The 16,571-nt window shown below is 55.0% G+C and carries 17 protein-coding genes; 10 read left to right on the top strand and 7 right to left on the bottom strand.

The window, feature by feature from the left end:
- The first annotated feature begins 106 nt into the window (after positions 1–106).
- The 3 genes from AC1XYH_RS02180 to AC1XYH_RS02190 all read left to right on the top strand — a co-directional run bounded on the left by AC1XYH_RS02180 (position 107) and on the right by AC1XYH_RS02190 (position 4,170).
- Positions 107–385 (top strand): antibiotic biosynthesis monooxygenase, encoded by a 279-nt coding sequence (locus AC1XYH_RS02180; RefSeq protein WP_483325034.1) that lies wholly within the window; start codon positions 107–109, stop codon positions 383–385.
- A 193-nt stretch (positions 386–578) separates the two neighbouring features.
- A complete protein-coding gene (locus tag AC1XYH_RS02185; protein WP_483325035.1) occupies positions 579–3,371 on the top strand; it encodes an ATP-binding protein in 2,793 nt (930 codons plus the stop codon).
- Positions 3,364–4,170 carry a mechanosensitive ion channel family protein gene (locus AC1XYH_RS02190; RefSeq protein WP_483325036.1) on the top strand — a complete coding sequence of 269 codons (807 nt, stop codon included), beginning with the start codon at positions 3,364–3,366 and terminating at the stop codon, positions 4,168–4,170. Before AC1XYH_RS02185 ends, AC1XYH_RS02190 begins: the two co-directional genes overlap by 8 nt.
- 71 nt (positions 4,171–4,241) lie before the next feature.
- Here the strand turns inward: AC1XYH_RS02190 and AC1XYH_RS02195 are convergent, their stop codons facing one another.
- The 5 genes from AC1XYH_RS02195 to AC1XYH_RS02215 are packed head-to-tail and all read right to left on the bottom strand — an operon-like array spanning position 4,242 to position 8,273.
- Positions 4,242–4,883 (bottom strand): ABC-type transport auxiliary lipoprotein family protein, encoded by a 642-nt coding sequence (locus AC1XYH_RS02195; RefSeq protein ID WP_483325037.1) that lies wholly within the window; start codon positions 4,881–4,883, stop codon positions 4,242–4,244.
- On the bottom strand, positions 4,880–5,818 hold the full coding sequence (locus tag AC1XYH_RS02200) for an MlaD family protein (protein ID WP_483325038.1): 939 nt from the start codon (positions 5,816–5,818) through the stop codon (positions 4,880–4,882). The genes AC1XYH_RS02195 and AC1XYH_RS02200 overlap by 4 nt, the downstream gene beginning before the upstream one ends.
- A 3-nt stretch (positions 5,819–5,821) precedes the next feature.
- Positions 5,822–6,628, bottom strand: coding sequence for an ABC transporter ATP-binding protein (locus AC1XYH_RS02205; RefSeq protein WP_483325039.1), 807 nt, complete (start codon positions 6,626–6,628; stop codon positions 5,822–5,824).
- A complete protein-coding gene (locus AC1XYH_RS02210; protein ID WP_483325040.1) occupies positions 6,625–7,773 on the bottom strand; it encodes an MlaE family ABC transporter permease in 1,149 nt (382 codons plus the stop codon). Before AC1XYH_RS02210 ends, AC1XYH_RS02205 begins: the two co-directional genes overlap by 4 nt.
- 41 nt (positions 7,774–7,814) lie before the next feature.
- Positions 7,815–8,273 (bottom strand): Z-ring associated ZapG family protein, encoded by a 459-nt coding sequence (locus AC1XYH_RS02215; RefSeq protein WP_483325041.1) that lies wholly within the window; start codon positions 8,271–8,273, stop codon positions 7,815–7,817.
- Between the two features lie 283 nt (positions 8,274–8,556).
- On the opposite strand from AC1XYH_RS02215, the gene AC1XYH_RS02220 reads away from it, so the two are divergent.
- On the top strand, positions 8,557–9,180 hold the full coding sequence (locus AC1XYH_RS02220; RefSeq protein ID WP_483325042.1) for an alpha/beta hydrolase: 624 nt from the start codon (positions 8,557–8,559) through the stop codon (positions 9,178–9,180).
- Between the two features lie 71 nt (positions 9,181–9,251).
- Positions 9,252–10,343, top strand: a complete 1,092-nt coding sequence (zapE, locus tag AC1XYH_RS02225) for a cell division protein ZapE (RefSeq protein ID WP_483325043.1) — start codon at positions 9,252–9,254, stop codon at positions 10,341–10,343.
- Here zapE and AC1XYH_RS02230 read toward each other — a convergent pair whose 3' ends face one another.
- Positions 10,344–11,357, bottom strand: a complete 1,014-nt coding sequence (locus AC1XYH_RS02230) for a GlxA family transcriptional regulator (RefSeq protein WP_483325044.1) — start codon at positions 11,355–11,357, stop codon at positions 10,344–10,346.
- 138 nt (positions 11,358–11,495) lie between these two features.
- The gene (locus AC1XYH_RS02235) at positions 11,496–12,536 is read right to left on the bottom strand and encodes an NADP(H)-dependent aldo-keto reductase (RefSeq protein WP_483325045.1); all 1,041 of its coding nucleotides are present in this window, start codon (positions 12,534–12,536) and stop codon (positions 11,496–11,498) included.
- Positions 12,537–12,803: 267 nt separating this feature from the next.
- Between AC1XYH_RS02235 and rplM the strand changes: the two genes are divergently transcribed.
- The 5 genes from rplM (at position 12,804) to AC1XYH_RS02260 (ending at position 16,506) form a co-directional block, all read left to right on the top strand.
- Positions 12,804–13,232 carry a 50S ribosomal protein L13 gene (gene rplM, locus AC1XYH_RS02240; RefSeq protein ID WP_335606502.1) on the top strand — a complete coding sequence of 143 codons (429 nt, stop codon included), beginning with the start codon at positions 12,804–12,806 and terminating at the stop codon, positions 13,230–13,232.
- Between the two features lie 12 nt (positions 13,233–13,244).
- Positions 13,245–13,637 carry a 30S ribosomal protein S9 gene (gene rpsI, locus AC1XYH_RS02245; protein WP_335606503.1) on the top strand — a complete coding sequence of 131 codons (393 nt, stop codon included), beginning with the start codon at positions 13,245–13,247 and terminating at the stop codon, positions 13,635–13,637.
- Between the two features lie 264 nt (positions 13,638–13,901).
- Positions 13,902–14,495: a ubiquinol-cytochrome c reductase iron-sulfur subunit gene (gene petA / locus AC1XYH_RS02250; protein ID WP_483325046.1), complete on the top strand. Its 594-nt coding sequence runs from the start codon at positions 13,902–13,904 to the stop codon at positions 14,493–14,495.
- Positions 14,495–15,718, top strand: coding sequence for a cytochrome b (locus AC1XYH_RS02255; RefSeq protein WP_483325047.1), 1,224 nt, complete (start codon positions 14,495–14,497; stop codon positions 15,716–15,718). The genes petA and AC1XYH_RS02255 overlap by 1 nt, the downstream gene beginning before the upstream one ends.
- Positions 15,718–16,506, top strand: coding sequence for a cytochrome c1 (locus tag AC1XYH_RS02260; RefSeq protein ID WP_483325048.1), 789 nt, complete (start codon positions 15,718–15,720; stop codon positions 16,504–16,506). Before AC1XYH_RS02255 ends, AC1XYH_RS02260 begins: the two co-directional genes overlap by 1 nt.
- Positions 16,507–16,571: the final 65 nt, after the last annotated feature.

Genomic DNA, 16,571 nt, shown 5'->3' on the forward strand with positions numbered 1-16,571 from the left:
TTAAGCTGTAGGCGATTCGTTAACGCAGGTATTGGGAGAGCAAGGCGAGGAGGGCCGTAAGGCCTTTTATATTCATATTGAAGCGCTGCCTGGAAAAGAGGAGGAAGTGCTGCAAATGCTGTGGGATATTCGCGCCTGCGTGGAATCTGAGCCCGCTACCGGGCCTTGGTTTGCCGTGCGTCTGGCACTCTCAACTTTTGCCATCTTTGAAGCCTTTCCCGATTTAGCGGCGCGCCAAGCACATGTTGTGGGTGGTGGCGGTGATATCTTTCGGGACCTGGAGCGGATGAATGCGATCCTGGCGTATCCGGCCCAGGTGCACCGAGCGGATGTGCTACTGAGCAAAGACAGCTTTTTTCATAGGGGGCTGGCCGCTAATCTCTAATTGATCCGCCGCGCGTCGACTAAGCGGATGTAAATACATCCGCATTCGCTGCTGGTGCAGCTATAATTTCGCTCGGGTCAGGAATAACCTGAAGCGCTTGGTCATGCGGCCGGCGCTGTATCAGGAAGAGGGATCATCACGGTCGGAATAATCAGCTATCGGAGCTGCGCGGCCAACTCATATCAGGGGCGATATGGCGTTTACACGAATCCTCTGCATTCTCACAGTATGCTGCTTTACGTCGTTGTTCGCAGAGGCCAAAGCCGCCGCTGCCGAGTTTACCGATTGTCGCGATGAGACTACCTTGCTGCGCTCTCTGGAGCGTGAGCTGGCGGTGGTGAACACGCGACGCAGCACTTTTGATGCCATCTATAACGACCAATTTCCCGCCGACCTGCAGTTTGACGAAGTGACGCTCTCAGGCACCAGCTTGGATGAACAATGGCATTGGCCTGATGAGATCGACTGCCCCTCTCTCGAGGAAAAGTATCAGGCTTCGCGTCAAAATCTGACCCGAGCGCTGCAACGCTTGCATCGACAGGAAGCGGTGTGGCTGGATCAGCCCGTTGCTACTCGCGATGCGTTGCCGCGCGTATGGAGTTCACGCCAGCGACTGATGGCACAAATTGAGGCGTTGCGCGCAGCGACGCAAGACGGCAACACGGCCGCTGCTTCGGCGAACCTCGCTGCGGCGGAGAAAGTACAAGCGCGGCTTAGTGAATTACGCCGCGGTTTTTTTGCACAGTTGTCCGCGTTGCACCGGGAGGTCAGCCCCGGACGTATCGCCGAGTTACTGGCGCTATGGCGTAATGCCTATGACATAGAACCCTTGGCTGAAGTCCCAGAAGATACCGTTATTGATGGCCTGCCGGGAGAGCTTCAAAAACTCAGTCGCGACTATTACGAACTCGCGCAACACGACGTGCTGGTGCAGCGCAATGCGCTCAATGATGTGCGTGGTTGGTTATGGAAAAAGCACGCCGCGGTTTTTAATCAGTTAGATACGGAGGACACCGAGCATCTGCTGGCTGAGGAGGGACGCGCATTCGGCACTCGTCTGGAGTGGCTGTTCAGCGACACGGGTTTGAGCTATCAACACACCAGTGCGGATCAGGGCCATATTTCAGCCTGGGCCAAAGGGTTGGAGTACTTGTTGGGGTTGCTGACTTTCCCATTGCTGGCTGCTCTCGCGCGTAAAACACAGGCGCCGGCAGCTCGCGTGCAAAGCCGATTTGCACGCTGGAGCCGTAAACGGCGTTTGGCCTCCCAGATCAGCAGAATTACAGCTAGCCTGCCACTGCTACTGCCCTGGGTCGTCGGTCTGCTTGGTCTGCAGCTGCTGCAGATGGTTTTCACGCATTACCATCTGGCGTTGTTGAACTCGCTGATCCCTCTGGCACGTCTGTTTATCCTGTATGGGTTGATCTGCATTGCAGGGGAATGGCTGTTGCAGCGCATTGCGTTGCAGGCGGGGAGCTATCTAAGTCAGGAGCAATTAATTCAGGTAAAACGGCGTGCCCGCGTCGCCGCTGCGGTGGCAGTGGTGCCGCTGCTGATTGAAGATTTTATCAAGCTGGGAGTCGGCCCTTCCAAGCTATTGGGCATCTGCCACCTGCTGAGCTTGCTGGGGTTCTTGTTGGCCTTGGGCATACTGCTGCGTAGCCGCAGACAGGACTTTATTGATTCGCTGAAATCCGTGCTGCCGGCGCGTTGTGATCACACGATCGAGCGCTTATTGAGCGAGCGTACCTTCCTGCTGGTGGCGCCTATCGCGGCGCCGCCTCTGCTGTTGGCGCTATTGGGCGGATTTCTTCACAAGGCGCTGTTTGACTACGACTGGTATCGCAAGCTGTTCGCGCGCAGCTTCAAGTTGCGCGCTGCTGCGGCTGAGGCTGGACAGCCGGAGCCTATTTCGGACGCGGCGGCATTGGATGCTTACGAACACTGGTTTCTGGAGCACGGCCATGATCAGGTTCCGTTTATTGATTCCGGCCTCTATACCAGCGTGCGCAAGGGGCTGGACCATTGGTTGGGTGATAAGTCCAGTGAGAACGCGCTGCTGTTGACCGGGCCGCGCGGCGGCGGGAAATCAGCGGTACTTTATCGTCTGAAGCAGGAAGTTGCCGAAGAACAAGCAGAGGTCTTAGTGCATCTGCTTGAAGTGCCGGGTAAAACCTGTACGGCAGAAACGGTGCTGAGCCTGGTGGGCGAAGCCTTGCAGACCGATCTGACGGCCGGACCGTCGGCGCTGGTGCGTACCGATGCAGAGCGCCAGCCCACCTTGCTGATTCTGGATAATGCACAAAATCTGTTTTTGCGGCAGGTGGGTGGTCTTAGTGGTTGGGAGGCGCTGCTGAGTCTGGTTAACACCCGCATCGAGAACGTTTTTTGGCTAGTTGCAATTAATAACCAGAGTTGGGCCTATCTAAGTAATATTTATGGTCGGGACTACCAATTCCGCAATGTAAGAACAGTGCGCCCCTGGTCGCAGAATGAAGTGCGTTCGCTGATTTTGTCGCGCAACCACCTCAGCGGTTACAAGATCCGTTACGACGATATCCTGCTGGCCACGCGCGGGCCTGAAGCGGGCAGCATTCGAAACGCGGAGCAGTTGTACTTCAGCCTGCTATGGGATGCCTGTATGGGTAATCCGATGCTAGCGCTGCGTTTGTGGCTGCAATCTATCCATTTGGAAGGCAAAACCGTTGTGGTTGGGTTGCCTGATGAGGTGTCGGGTAGCTCGTTGGAGAAACTGGATAATGATCTGCATTTTGTTTATGCCGCGGTGATGACTCACGAGAACATGACCAGCGATGAATTGGTAGCGGTTACGGCGCTGCCAGAAAGGGTAGTGCGTACGGCGCTGAAAACGGCCTCTGACACTGGCTTTATTTTACGCTCGGAGAATAAGCGCTATCGCATTGCACCGCTCTGGTATCCCACCATCATGAGGCTACTGGCCAGGAAGAACCTGCTGCATGAATGATGACAATTTAGGCGATCAGCTAACGACCTTTGTAAACATGTTCAACGCGGGAACGCTTTTTCTGCTGTTTTTCTGCGTCTTTGTCCTGTGGCTGATCAACTGGTTTATACGCACCATGATGGGCCGGGTGATGACGCGTTTTCCATCACGCCGCTTCGCCATTATGCAGCTCACTACCTTGCTGAGTTTTGTGCTCTACATTATCGGTGCAGTGGTACTGGTGGTAGGCGTGCTGCGCCCACCGCATGAGTTCCTGATCGCGATTGGTGGCTCTGCCGCTGTGGCAATCGGGTTTGCCCTGAAGGACGTGGCAGCATCGCTGATATCCGGTTTGATTCTGCTATTCGATCGACCTTTTCAGGTGGGCGACCGCGTCTCTTTTGATGGCGTGTACGGCGAGATCATGGCGATCACCCTGCGCACCGTGCGTCTGCGCACCCTGGATGACAACATTGTCACCATTCCCAACTCCCGCTTCATCACCGATATCGTTTCCTCGGGTAACCTTGGCGCGATGGATATGATGGTGGTGACGGATTTTCACCTGGCTCTGGATGCCGACATTCAACAGGCCCAGGACATAGCGCGGCAGGTGATCGTCACCAGTCGTTATGCTTACTTGAAGAAGCCGGTGACTTTTGCCATTGAGGAAGTACAGATAGCCGAGCGCCTGTCGATCCGACTGCGGGCCAAGGCCTACGTGCTGGACGTTAACTACGAAAAGGCGTTTCAGAGCGATGTAACCGTGCGCACGACTGTGCTGTTTAGGGAACGGGGCGTACCGCGTCCAACGCGCTAGGCACCTGATTGCGGTGCCTGCGGTTCGGTTTAGTCTTGAAATCGATTCAGGCGTACTGACCGAGCGGCGGCTCAGTCAGGTTGCTGAACGCGCACAGCGGCCATATCGGCTAACGAACTGCGGCTCCAGCTGATCAGCTCACGTGCTAATTGATCTGACGCAGCCCCCATACCTTTCACTACCGCGGGTACCTGTGGGTCGTCGATAGCCTGCTCCAGCTGGAAATGCTTGGCTGCGATGACACGCCGCGTGACCGGGTCTACCAGCTTGGCATCCAGGGTGACGGTAATCTGCGGCGTGCCGGCGCGATAGATGGTCTGGTACTGGCGCAGGTCGCTATACAGATGCACGTCGGTTTCTAGCGCCTGGTTTTCATTGGTGACTGTGCGGAAGCTACCGTCTTGCTGGAATGCCTGGATTAGGTGTTCACGCAGCAGCGCTGGATTGGGGTCGGTCCAGCGCGCGCCTTGGTAGCTATTAATGGTGTTCTCATCGGGGCTAACCATGATGCGCGGTGCTTGCAGTGCATAACTGGCATCTGGCGTGGTGATGCGCAGTGATAACGGCAGCGGCTGTGCTTGGTTTTGTGTCAGTTGCGGGCTAGGTAAGTTGTAAAAGGTAATGGGTTCTGCCTCAGGCAGAACCGAGCAGGCGCTGGCGAGGCTCAGCATCAGCATGCCGGCGCCCAATTGCAGAGTGCGACGCTGGATCATGGTTGAAACTCCTGTTTGTTTTCACGGCCCAGCAAGAAACGGGCAGGATCATCTTGCAGTCGGCGAGTCAGCAGGCGCAGCTCAGCAAGAGTGGATCGCAACTCATTGATCGCTGGATCAAGTTGCCCCAAGCCCTGCATGCCACTCGAAAAAGCGGCCTGATTGTCGGTCAATATATTTTCTAACGTATCGCTGGATTTCGCTACCGAGGCCATGGCGTCTCGAGCGCTGTCGAGTGTCTGTGCGCCTTGGTTGCTGACCAAGCGGTCGGCGTTAGCAATTAGTTGATTACTTTGCTCCAGCGCGCTCTTGGCAGCACGACTGGTCTCGGTTAATTCGACTAACAGCTGCTGTAAATTGCCATTCGGATTGCTGATGCTGTCGGTGGCCTGATGTAACCCTTCCAGCGTTTTGCTGAGGTGGTCAACGTTCTCTTCGGACAGGATATCGCGCGCACTAACGATCAGTTGGTTTATGTTAGTCATTAGGTCTTCGCCGTTTTCCAGCAGGCTGGAAAGAGGCGATGGCTTGGCGTAGATGATGGGGTCTTCGCCGTCTTTGCCTTGCAATGGTGGGCTGTTGGGATTTTTGTGACTGAGCTCGAGCACCGAGTTCCCGGTAATGCCGGTAAATGACAGGCCGGCAACAGTGCTTTCCGTGATGGGCACGCTGGGGTCGATGCGAATGCGCGCACGCACCTTGCGTGGGTCCTGCTTATCGAGCGTTAGCTCGGTAATGTCACCGATGCGGATGCCGCTGAATTGCACTGCGCTCCCGCGTGAAAGCCCGGTGACCGCCTGTTTGAATAGCACGGTGTAGTAACGGTACTCACTGCTGGCGCTGGAGCTACTCATCCAGATGGCAAAACTGATGGCCGCCAGTGCAGATAGCACTGTGAATAAACCGATCAGCACGTGATGGGCGCGGGTTTCCATGATCTAGTTGGACTCCGGGGTAAGGGCGTTTTTACTTGCCGCTGCGGCACGGCCTCTGGGGCCATGAAAGTATTCCTGAATCCAGGCGTTGTCTGTCTCGCTGACTCGCTGCAGGCTATCGGCCACTAATACGCGTTTTTCCGATAGTACCGCAACCCGGTCACAAATGGCGTAGAGGGTGTCGAGGTCATGGGTGACCAAAAACACGCTGAGGCCGAGGGCGTCACGCAGGGTTTTAATTAACTGATCGAAGGCAGCTGCGCCTATAGGGTCGAGGCCGGCGGTGGGTTCGTCGAGGAATAATATATCGGGATCCAGCGCCAGGGCGCGAGCTAGTGCTGCACGTTTGACCATGCCACCGGATAGCATTGAGGGGTACTTGTCGCCAGCCTCGGGAGGCAAGCCGGTGAGTGCCACCTTCATGCGGGCTAGATGTTCGGCATCTTCACGGCTGAGGCCAGCATGCTCTATTAACGGCAGCGCGATGTTTTCCAGCACTGTCATTGAAGAGAACAGGGCGCCTGCCTGAAACAAGACGCCAAAGCGTCGCTCCTGTTCAGTGCGCTCTTCTGGCGACAAGCTTTGCAGGTCCTTGCCGAAGACTTTTACGGAGCCAGCATTGGGCCGCCGCAAGCCGACAATGGAGCGCAGCAAGACTGACTTGCCGGTACCTGAGCCGCCCACGACGCCGATAATTTCACGCGGATAGATATCCAAATCCAGCTTGTCGTGAATGGTTTGGCTGCCAAAACGGTTGACCAGCCCACGCACGGATACCAGCGGCTGTTGGTTGTCGGGAGTTTCGCTCACCAGCCCATCTCCATATAGAACAACGCCGCCAGTGCATCGACCAGAATCACCACGAAAATGCATTGCACCACACTAGAGGTGGTGTGCTCGCCGACCGATTCAGCGCTGCCGCTGACCTTGAAACCTTCCAGGCAGCCGATCACAGCGATCAGGAAGGCAAAGACAGGTGCTTTAGCGATACCCAGCAAGAAGTGTTTAACTTCTACGTTTTGCTGCAGCATGCTGACGAACATGGTCGGTGAGATATCCAGCGACAATGCACAAACCATAGCGCCGCCGAACAAACCCGACACCATGGCTATAAAGGTCAGGGCGGGCATAGCGACCAGCAGCGCGAGTACCCGTGGTAGCACCAGTATCTCTAGCGGATTCAGCCCGAGTGCGCGAATGGCATCGATTTCTTCGTTGGCTTTCATTGAGCCAATCTGTGCGGTAAACGCACTCGCGGTGCGACCGGCCATAAGGATGGCGGTCAGCAACACACCGAATTCGCGCAGAAATGAGAAGGCAATCAAATCGACTGTATAAATGCTAGCGCCGAAGGACTCCAGCACGGTGGCACCCAAAAATGCGATTACTGCTCCCACCATGAAGGTAAGCAGCGCGACTATAGGGATGGCGTTGAACGCGGTTTGCTCAATCTGCGCGACGACGGCGGTGATCCGCCAGTTGCCCGGGCGCAGTAGATTGCGGACCAGACCGCTCAGGGTCAGACCTATAAAGCCAAGCAGCTCAAGCACGTGCGCATAAAAGCCCAGCATGGATACGCCAATGCGCTCTAGCAGAGCAATCACTAGCATAGGCTCGGCTGCGAGGCTCTCAGGCTGGTCGGTACAACTGCTGGCAATGCGCTGCAGTAGGGTACGACGCTCGTTCGCCAGATCAGGATCGTTTTCGCTTACCCGCTGCAACTGCTCTGGCCCAAGCAGTTCGGCTAGCATTTGCCCACCGGCGGTATCGAGTCGCGCTAGCTGGCTCATATCAACTTGAGTGAAACTCTGGCGCTGCTGTTGCGGCACCCGGCCGATCAGCTTGCGTAGCTCACTGTAGTTGTTAAGTGTCCAGTCACCTGCAATATGCAGTTGATCCGATGAGTCTGTTGGCAGGGTAAGCAGCGCTGGGTTGGGCGATGGCATGGATGACATTAGGTGGGTTACCCGCGCTCAGATGAGTGCGGGCTGGGGCTTCAAAGCTTGCGCTTGATGCCGTAATTTTCCGACAGAGTGCCAGGCGCCCCGCCATCTTTTGGGGCGTAGTCGCGCGGTGGCTCAAGGCTGTCAAAGGCGCCTTCGTTTTGCTTGCGACTACCCGGAGTGACGGGCGCATCTTGTTCCAATGCGGCAAGCAGACGTTGGCGAGTCATATCATCAGGCGCTAGGTCGATCGCGCCATGAGTCAAGTGCTCCTGAATATCCTGATAGCTACGATTCAAGCGACCAGCCAGGTTGGCGGTAGTCTTGAAATGCGCTGCGACTTCTTGCTGATACTCTTCAAAGCGCAGCTGTAGGCTCTCGAGCTGGGCTTGGGAGCTAGAGGAGTTGCCGCCACCGACGCGACGCGAAATTTGCGTCAGTACGATGCCGACTACGATTCCCACTGCCAAGGCAATGGCTGTTGCTATCCACAGGTTCTCGCTTGCTTCCACCTTAGGTCCCTCGTCATTCGATTGGTGCTGCCAGGCAACCGCACTGGTGCTGTCAGAGCATGATCTTACGGTAACGACATTTAATGGCCAAGGCTAGTGTCTATGTTGCTGTCTAACATTCAGCGCAACGCGCCAGCATGTGACAACAGAATAGAGCCTGCCAAGGATCGCTGCCTTGCCAGTCACACTAGGCAGAGGCCAGAATATCCTATTGGAGTGCTGCCGGTGTGGGCAGTTCCACTAGTGCGACGCCATTCATGCAGCAGTAGTCACGGAGATACTCATGAGCCGTCCAGGCGAAGAGCAGGTCATTATCGGAGGGCCGGCCGGCCCACTTGAAGCGGTCATTACGCGTGGCGAGCGCGCTGGGTTGGTGGCGATCATTTGTCATCCTAATCCAGTGCAGGGTGGCACCATGCAAAATAAGGTGGTGCACACGCTGATGCGCGCAGCGCGAGACATGGGTGCGAGCACGCTGCGGTTCAACTTTCGCGGAGTGGGTAGTAGCGCCGGCGAACATGATTATGGTTTAGGCGAGGCGCAAGACTGCCTGGCGGTAATTGCCTGGGCGAAAACAGAGCTAAAAATGGAACAGCTTTGGCTGATGGGGTTTTCTTTCGGCGGTTATGTCGCGGCCGCGGCCGCCAGTGCCTTGACGACATGGCCCGCGCGCTTGGTGCTGGTCGCCCCTTCAGTCGAGAAGCAACGCTTTGCCGACCTGAAGCCTCTGCGTGGACCTGCGGAGGTAATGATGGGGGAGGCGGATGATGTGGTGGCGCCGGAGGCTGTGTATGCCGCGTTCGCCGATGAGGCTAACTCAACGGTGGTTCGCTTTGCTGATACCGGGCACTTCTTTCATGGCCAGTTGGTACCGCTCAAGGCCGCAGTTGAGCAGGCGCTAGGCTAGTAGGCTAATTGCCAAGGGGGTGACGTGCGGGTAGAGTATCGCACCCGTCGTAACCCCTTTGGTAACAATGTATGTCTCCCCTTGAGCGATACAAGGCGGACCTTCAGCGTCCGGACTTCTTTCATGATCCAGCCCAGGAAAAGGCAGTGCGCCATCTGCAGCGCCTGTTTGATGAGCTGATCGCCAGTGATCAAGCTAAGCCCGGGTTGTTGGGGCGCCTGCGTGGCAAGAAGCCGGAACCGGTAAAAGGGCTCTACTTCTGGGGTGGTGTGGGTCGTGGCAAGACCTATCTGGTCGATACCTTTTTTGATGCCCTGCCGTTCGAGCGCAAGATGCGTACGCATTTTCATCGCTTTATGCAGCGTGTGCATCAAGAGCTGAGAGGCCTGAAAGGTAAAAAAAACCCGCTCAAACTGGTTGCAGCCCAATTTGCAGAAGAAGCGCGGGTTATTTGTTTCGATGAGTTTTTTGTCTCGGATATTACGGATGCAATGATTCTCGGCAGCTTAATGGAGGAGCTGTTTGCGCAAGGCGTTACCTTGGTGGCGACTTCCAACATAGTGCCAAACGGCCTCTATAAAGATGGTTTGCAGCGTGCGCGCTTCCTGCCTGCGATTGCCTTGCTGAACGCACAAACCGAGGTGGTCAATGTCGATAATGGCGTCGATTACCGGTTGCGTGCCCTTGAACAGGCAGAGCTTTACCACTGGCCTTTGGATTGCGAGGCAAACGCGAGCTTACAGCGCAGTTTTGATAGCCTGGTGCCCGACATGGATGAGGTGGTCGAGGCCGAGCAATTGATGGTCGAGAACCGAGTAATTCCCTCGGTACGAGTCTGTGAGGATGTAGCCTGGTTCGAGTTTCGCGCGCTCTGCGATGGGCCTCGTAGTCAGAACGATTACATCGAGCTCGGGCGTATTTTTCACGCCGTGCTCATTGCCAACGTTGAACAGATGGATGTCAGCAAAAACGACATGGCGCGACGCTTCATTAATCTGGTCGATGAGTTCTATGATCGAAACGTTAAGTTGATCATTTCGGCCGAGGTCGCGTTAAAAGATCTGTATACCGGTGGCCGACTGGAGTTCGAGTTTCAGCGTACCTTAAGTCGGTTGCTCGAGATGCAGTCCCACGAGTTCCTGGCACGCGCCCACAAGCCCTGATTAGTCGGCTGGTTGGCGCTGGTATTGCCGACGGTATTGATTGGGTGACTGGTCGGTGTGCTGACGAAACAGCCTGGCAAAGAAGCTGGCGTCGTCATAGCCGATGTCGTAGCTGATGGTTTTGATGCTAAGGCGGCTGGTGCTAAGCAGGTTTTTAGCCATTTCAATACGTAGTCGTTGCAAGTACTGCAGCGGCTTGTCTCCGGTGGCCTGCTGAAAGCGGCGCATAAAATTGCGAATACTCATGCCGTGCCGGCTGGCTACATCTTCAAAGCGAAACTTCTCAGCAAAGTGGCTTTCAAGCCATTGCTGGATCTGCAAAATTGCCAGATCCTGATGCATCTTCTGTCCGCCAAACCCGATTACACCCGGCGTATAGCTGCGCTGCACTTCGTAAAATACGTCCCGCGCCACCGTCTGGGCGACGCCTGGCCCGCATAGCCTGTCTGCCAAATGTACAAAAAGGTCGCGCCCTGAACTGATCCCGGCAGCGCAGAGTACTTGCCCTGCGTCGGTTAGGTGCTTGTCACGCTGCAAGACAACGCGGGGGAAGCGCTGGCTAAAGTCGTCGTGGTAGCGCCAGTAAGTCGTGGCTTCGCGGTCGTCCAGCAAGCCGGCTGCGGCAGCCCAATAGGCACCATTGGCGACGGCGCCGATGACGGCGCCGCGGGCGTGTGATTTGCGTAGCCAGGGCAGCACGGTCGGGTAGCGCTTTAGTAATTCGTCGAACTCACCCCAGAACGCGGGCAGGATGATCAGTTGTGGTTCCACTTGATCGATACACGCCTGAATCGGAAACACATCTTGGCTGAAACTGGTGGCCGGTTGGTCGTCAGCGGCAACGATCAGGGTGCTAAAACTGGGTTTTAGGCCAAGACCTCGTTGGCGGCCATCGTTAAGGCTGGCCATATAAAAGAAGTCTTTGGCTTGCATGACAGTGGAGGCAATCGTGCAGTCCGTCGCAAGAACAGCGACCTGTTGAAGCGGCGGCAGAGTAGAAGGGCGGGCAAGCATGGTGATTATCTTATTGTGCTGAATCGGCCAGTGATGGCTGAAATGGCGTATTTTGCCCGGGAGTTTCGCTTGTCTGCCCAATGCGGTCAAGTCTGCGTGGCGGCTTGTTTGCGGCCACGCAGTGACGGTCGAAGAAGTTTAGGGAGCGGGGTTTGGCTGGCTTTGATGGATTTCGGCAATTGCCTGCAGCACGCTGTCGGTCAGTCCCATATTGACGCTGCTCAAGTTTCGGTTGAGCTGATCCATGTTGGTGGCGCCGATAATGTTGCTGGTAACAAAAGGCTGCCTGGTCACGAAAGCGAGTGCCATCTGTGCCGGGTCTAGTCCGTGATCGCGCGCCAGCTGAACATAACGTGCACAGGCTCTCTCTGCCTGAGGATTGCTGTAACGGTTAAAGCGGCTGAACAGTGTGAGGCGTCCCTTTTCCGGCTTGAGACCATTTAGATACTTGCCGGTCAGCGCGCCAAAAGCCAATGGTGAGTATGCCAGCAGGCCGCACTGCTCGCGCAGCGACATTTCTGCCAGGCCAATCTCATAGGTGCGGTTCAGCAAGTTATAGGGGTTCTGGATCGATGCCATGCGCGGCCAACCGCGCTCCTCTGCCAGCTGCAGGAAGCGGCTCACGCCCCAGGGTGTTTCGTTTGACAGGCCGATATGTCTGATCTTGCCGGCTTTGACTTGCTTGTCCAATGCTTCGAGGGTGTCTTCGAAGGGCGTTAGTTCATCATCCGGGTTGTGTTGGTAGCCTAGCTGGCCAAAAAAATTGGTCCTGCGGTCAGGCCAGTGCAGTTGATAAAGATCAATGTAGTCGGTTTGCAGGCGCTGGAGACTGCCGTCGATAGCGCTGTCGATGTGTTGTTGGGTAAACCGAGTGCGCCCGTCACGCAAGTAACTCATGCCGTTGCCGGGGCCGGCAATCTTGCTGGCGAGAATCCACTTTTCACGTTCGCCGCGCTGTTGAAAGAAATTACCAATGATAGTTTCGGTGGCGCTGTAGGTTTCAGCCTTGGGCGGCACGGGATACATCTCAGCGGTGTCAATAAAGTTGACGCCGGCATCACGCGCACGGTCGATCTGGGCGAACGCTTCCGCTTGCGAGTTCTGTTCACCCCAGGTCATAGTGCCGAGGCATAAAGCGCTTACTTTCAGGTTGCTGCGGCCGAGGGGGCGATATTGCATGGCGTGCTCCTTGGTTGCCGGAATGTGGGCTCATTATTGACCACGGATTCAAATAAAGGTTGTATTTTTTCAACGTCTTGACATAATGCCCGCCACTTTCGACAGGATGCCTAGCCTGTCGTTGTTGTTGTTACAGCGCAGATGCCACCCAGACCCACGCAGCCCCCACTGAGTGTCTGTTCTAGGCTTTGTTGTCTTGTAAAAACACATTTCATTCTGTAAGATTCGCCGTCTTCTTATTTAGAGCGGCCTCTGAGGCTAGGATTAATGAAAACCTTCAGCGCAAAAACTGAAACCGTAAAACGTGATTGGTATGTAGTAGATGCCAGTGGTCTGACCCTGGGTCGTCTCGCTACCGAGATTGCTACACGTCTGCGCGGAAAGCACAAGCCCGAATACACTCCGCACGTTGATACTGGCGATTACATTGTCGTTATCAATGCAGAGAAAGTGCACGTCACCGGTAATAAGGCTCAAGATAAGATCTACTACAGCCACTCCGGTTTTCCGGGCGGCATCAAGTCGATCAACTTCGAAAAGCTGATCCAGCGTGCTCCTGAGCGTGTTATTGAGAGTGCCGTAAAAGGTATGTTGCCGAAGAACCCTCTGGGTCGTGCCATGTATCGCAAGATGAAGGTCTACAAAGGATCTGCTCATCCGCATACTGCACAACAACCCCAAGAACTGAAGATCTAACAGGAGTTCACTATGTCGGCGACACAGAACTACGGCACTGGCCGTCGTAAAACCGCCACCGCTCGCGTATTCCTGCGTCCGGGTTCTGGCAACATCTCTATCAACAATCGCAGCATCGACGTGTTTTTTGGTCGTGAAACAGCTCGCATGATTGTTCGTCAGCCACTTGAGCTGACCGAGAACACTTCGAAGTTTGACGTGTACGTCACCGTCAGCGGTGGTGGTATCTCTGGTCAAGCCGGTGCCATCCGTCACGGTATCACCCGTGCTCTGATGCAATATGACGAAACATTGCGTGCTGAACTGCGTAAAGCTGGCTTCGTTACTCGCGATGCACGTGAAGTTGAGCGTAAGAAAGTGGGTCTGCGTAAAGCGCGTAAGCGTCCTCAGTACTCCAAGCGTTAATTATTTTTGGCGCTCCAAGCGCCCGGCCCTCCTCTGGAGGTGCCGGGCGTTTTTGTGTCTGCGGCAAGGTGCCGCAATGAACTATGCTGTCTTTAGCGGTTAGAAGGCTTTGTATTCGGTATAGTGTCTACCTGCTTTGGAAGTGGATATCACCTTGTCAAAAAAGGGGTTTTTCATTACCATCGGTTTCATTTTGTGCAAGCTGTATAAAACTTAAAAAAGGCCTTGGAAAAGGTCTGAATTTAGCTGATGGGAGACGACTGGATGAGTAATGACGGCGTAAACAATGGCCGGCGTCGCTTCCTGGTGGCCGCTACGAGTGTGGTAGGTGCCGCCGGAGCAGCAGGGGTAGCAGTCCCCTTTGTGGGATCTTGGTTCCCGAGCGCTAGAGCCAAAGCGGCTGGTGCGCCGGTAAAGGTGAATGTCAGTAAGGTTGAGCTGGGTCAGCAGATTGTTGTTGAATGGCGCGGCCAGCCGGTATTTGTTTCACACCGCACGCCCGAAGCGCTGGCTTTGCTGGATGACACCGACTCAGAGGTGGCCGATCCGCAATCTGAAGCCTCCAGTCAGCCTGATTATGTCGACGGCAAGACGCGGGCTATCAAGCCTGAACTGCTGATTGTCATGGGCGTTTGTACTCACTTGGGCTGTTCTCCGCTGTTTAAGCCGGAAGTTGCCTCTGCTGAAATGGGCGCAGACTGGAAGGGTGGTTACTTCTGCCCTTGTCATGGCTCCCATTACGATATGTCCGGGCGCGTGTTCAAGGGGCAGCCTGCACCGCTGAACCTGCCAGTGCCTCCTTATAACTACGAGACTGATGACATTGTCGTGATCGGCGTGGATCAGGAGAGCGCTTGATGAATAAATTGATGCAGTGGGTTAATGAGCGGATGTCGGTCAATCAGGTGGTGGAAGATCACCTGACCAAGTATTACGCTCCCAAAAACTTCAACTTTTTCTACTTCTTTGGCTCGCTGGCCATGCTGGTGCTGGTTAACCAGCTGATTACCGGTATCTGGCTGACCATGAGTTATGAGCCTTCGGCTGATGGCGCCTTTGCCTCTGTCGAATACATTATGCGCGATGTCGAGTATGGCTGGCTGCTGCGTTATTTGCACTCAACCGGTGCTTCAGCCTTTTTCGTCGTCATATACATGCACATGCTGCGCGGCTTGATGTATGGCTCTTATCAGAAGCCTCGTGAGCTGATTTGGCTGTTTGGTATGATGATCTACCTGGTGCTGATGGGTGAAGCCTTCATGGGTTACCTGTTGCCTTGGGGGCAGATGTCATACTGGGGTGCGCAAGTCATTATCTCGTTGTTCGGCGCGATTCCCTTTATTGGTCCTGATTTGGCCCAGTGGGTGCGCGGTGACTTCCTGATCTCGGGTATCACGCTCAACCGTTTCTTCGCGTTGCACGTCATCGCTCTGCCGATTGTGTTGCTGGGCTTGGTGGTGTTGCACATCATCGCGCTGCACGAAGTGGGCTCAAACAACCCTGACGGCGTCGATATCAAGAAATTCAAGGACGAGAACGGCAAGCCGCTCGACGGCATCGCTTTCCATCCCTACTACACAGTGAAAGATATTGTGGGTGTGGTGGTCTTCCTGTTTATCTTCTGCGGCATCGTATTCTTCTTCCCGGAAATGGGCGGTTATTTCCTTGAGAAGCCGAACTTTGAATTGGCCAATCAGCTGAAGACACCTGACCATATCGCGCCGGTTTGGTACTTCACCCCGTTCTACGCGATTTTGCGCGCGGTGCCGTCAATTGCCGGTTCTGCGTTCCCTGGTGTTGTTGCCATGGGTGGCGCTATTGCGGTGCTTTTCGTTCTGCCTTGGCTGGACCGTAGTCCGGTTCGTTCGATCCGCTACAAGGGTTGGATGAGCAAGCTTGCACTGTTCCTGTTCTGCGTAGTGTTCGTGATTCTGGGAATTCTGGGTGCCGTGCCTTCTACTCCTGCACTGACCCTGTTGTCGCAAGTTTGCACCGTGTTGTATTTCGCGTTCTTCATCCTGATGCCGTTTTATACGCGTATGGAGAAAACCAAACCGGTTCCGGAAAGGGTTACGGGCTGATGAAAAAACAATTAATTGCTCTGTTTTTTGCGCTGGTACCAGCGGTTACTATGGCTGCTGGTGGTCACTCGGTCGCTTTGGATGAAGCGAATATCGACCTGGCTGATAAAGCGGCCATGCAGGACGGTGCGCGCACTTTCGCCAACTACTGCATGGGTTGCCACTCAGCTCAGTATCAACGCTATGAGCGCGTAGCGAATGATCTGGGAATTCCAGATCAACTGATGCTCGACAATGTCGTTTTCACCGAAGGCACACTTATCGGTGAGCATATGAAAATTGGTATGCGTCATGATGATGCCAAGGTATGGTTCGGCGCTGCGCCACCAGACCTGACTCTGGTTGCTCGGGTGCGCGGTACTGATTGGCTATATACGTATCTACGGACCTTCTATGAAGATCCAGAGCGCCCGCTCGGTGTTAACAACAAGGTGTTCGCCAATGTGGGTATGCCAAACGTGATGGCTGAGCTACAGGGGCGCCAGGTGGTTGGCTGCAAGGCTATGCCGGTGAAAGATCATGATGGCAAGGTTCAGCGTGATACGTTGACCGGTGACATCATGAAGGAAGAGCAGTGCGACGTGCTGACTATCGTTCCTGACACCGGAACGCAGAGCGAAGAAGAGTTTGATACCACAGTGCGTAATCTGGTGACCTTTCTGGCCTACTCGGCAGACCCGGTCAAGCTAGAGCGTCAGCGTATTGGTGTCTACGTTCTGTTGTATCTGGCCTTCTTGTTTGTGTTTGCTTACCTGCTTAAACGTGAATACTGGCGCGACATTCACTGATCGCCGGTATTTGCTGATGATTGGTGCGCGCCCTTTGGGGCGCGCACTTGTTTCTAGGGTATAAT

The organism is Pseudomonas sp. GW-45, from assembly GCF_056896675.1.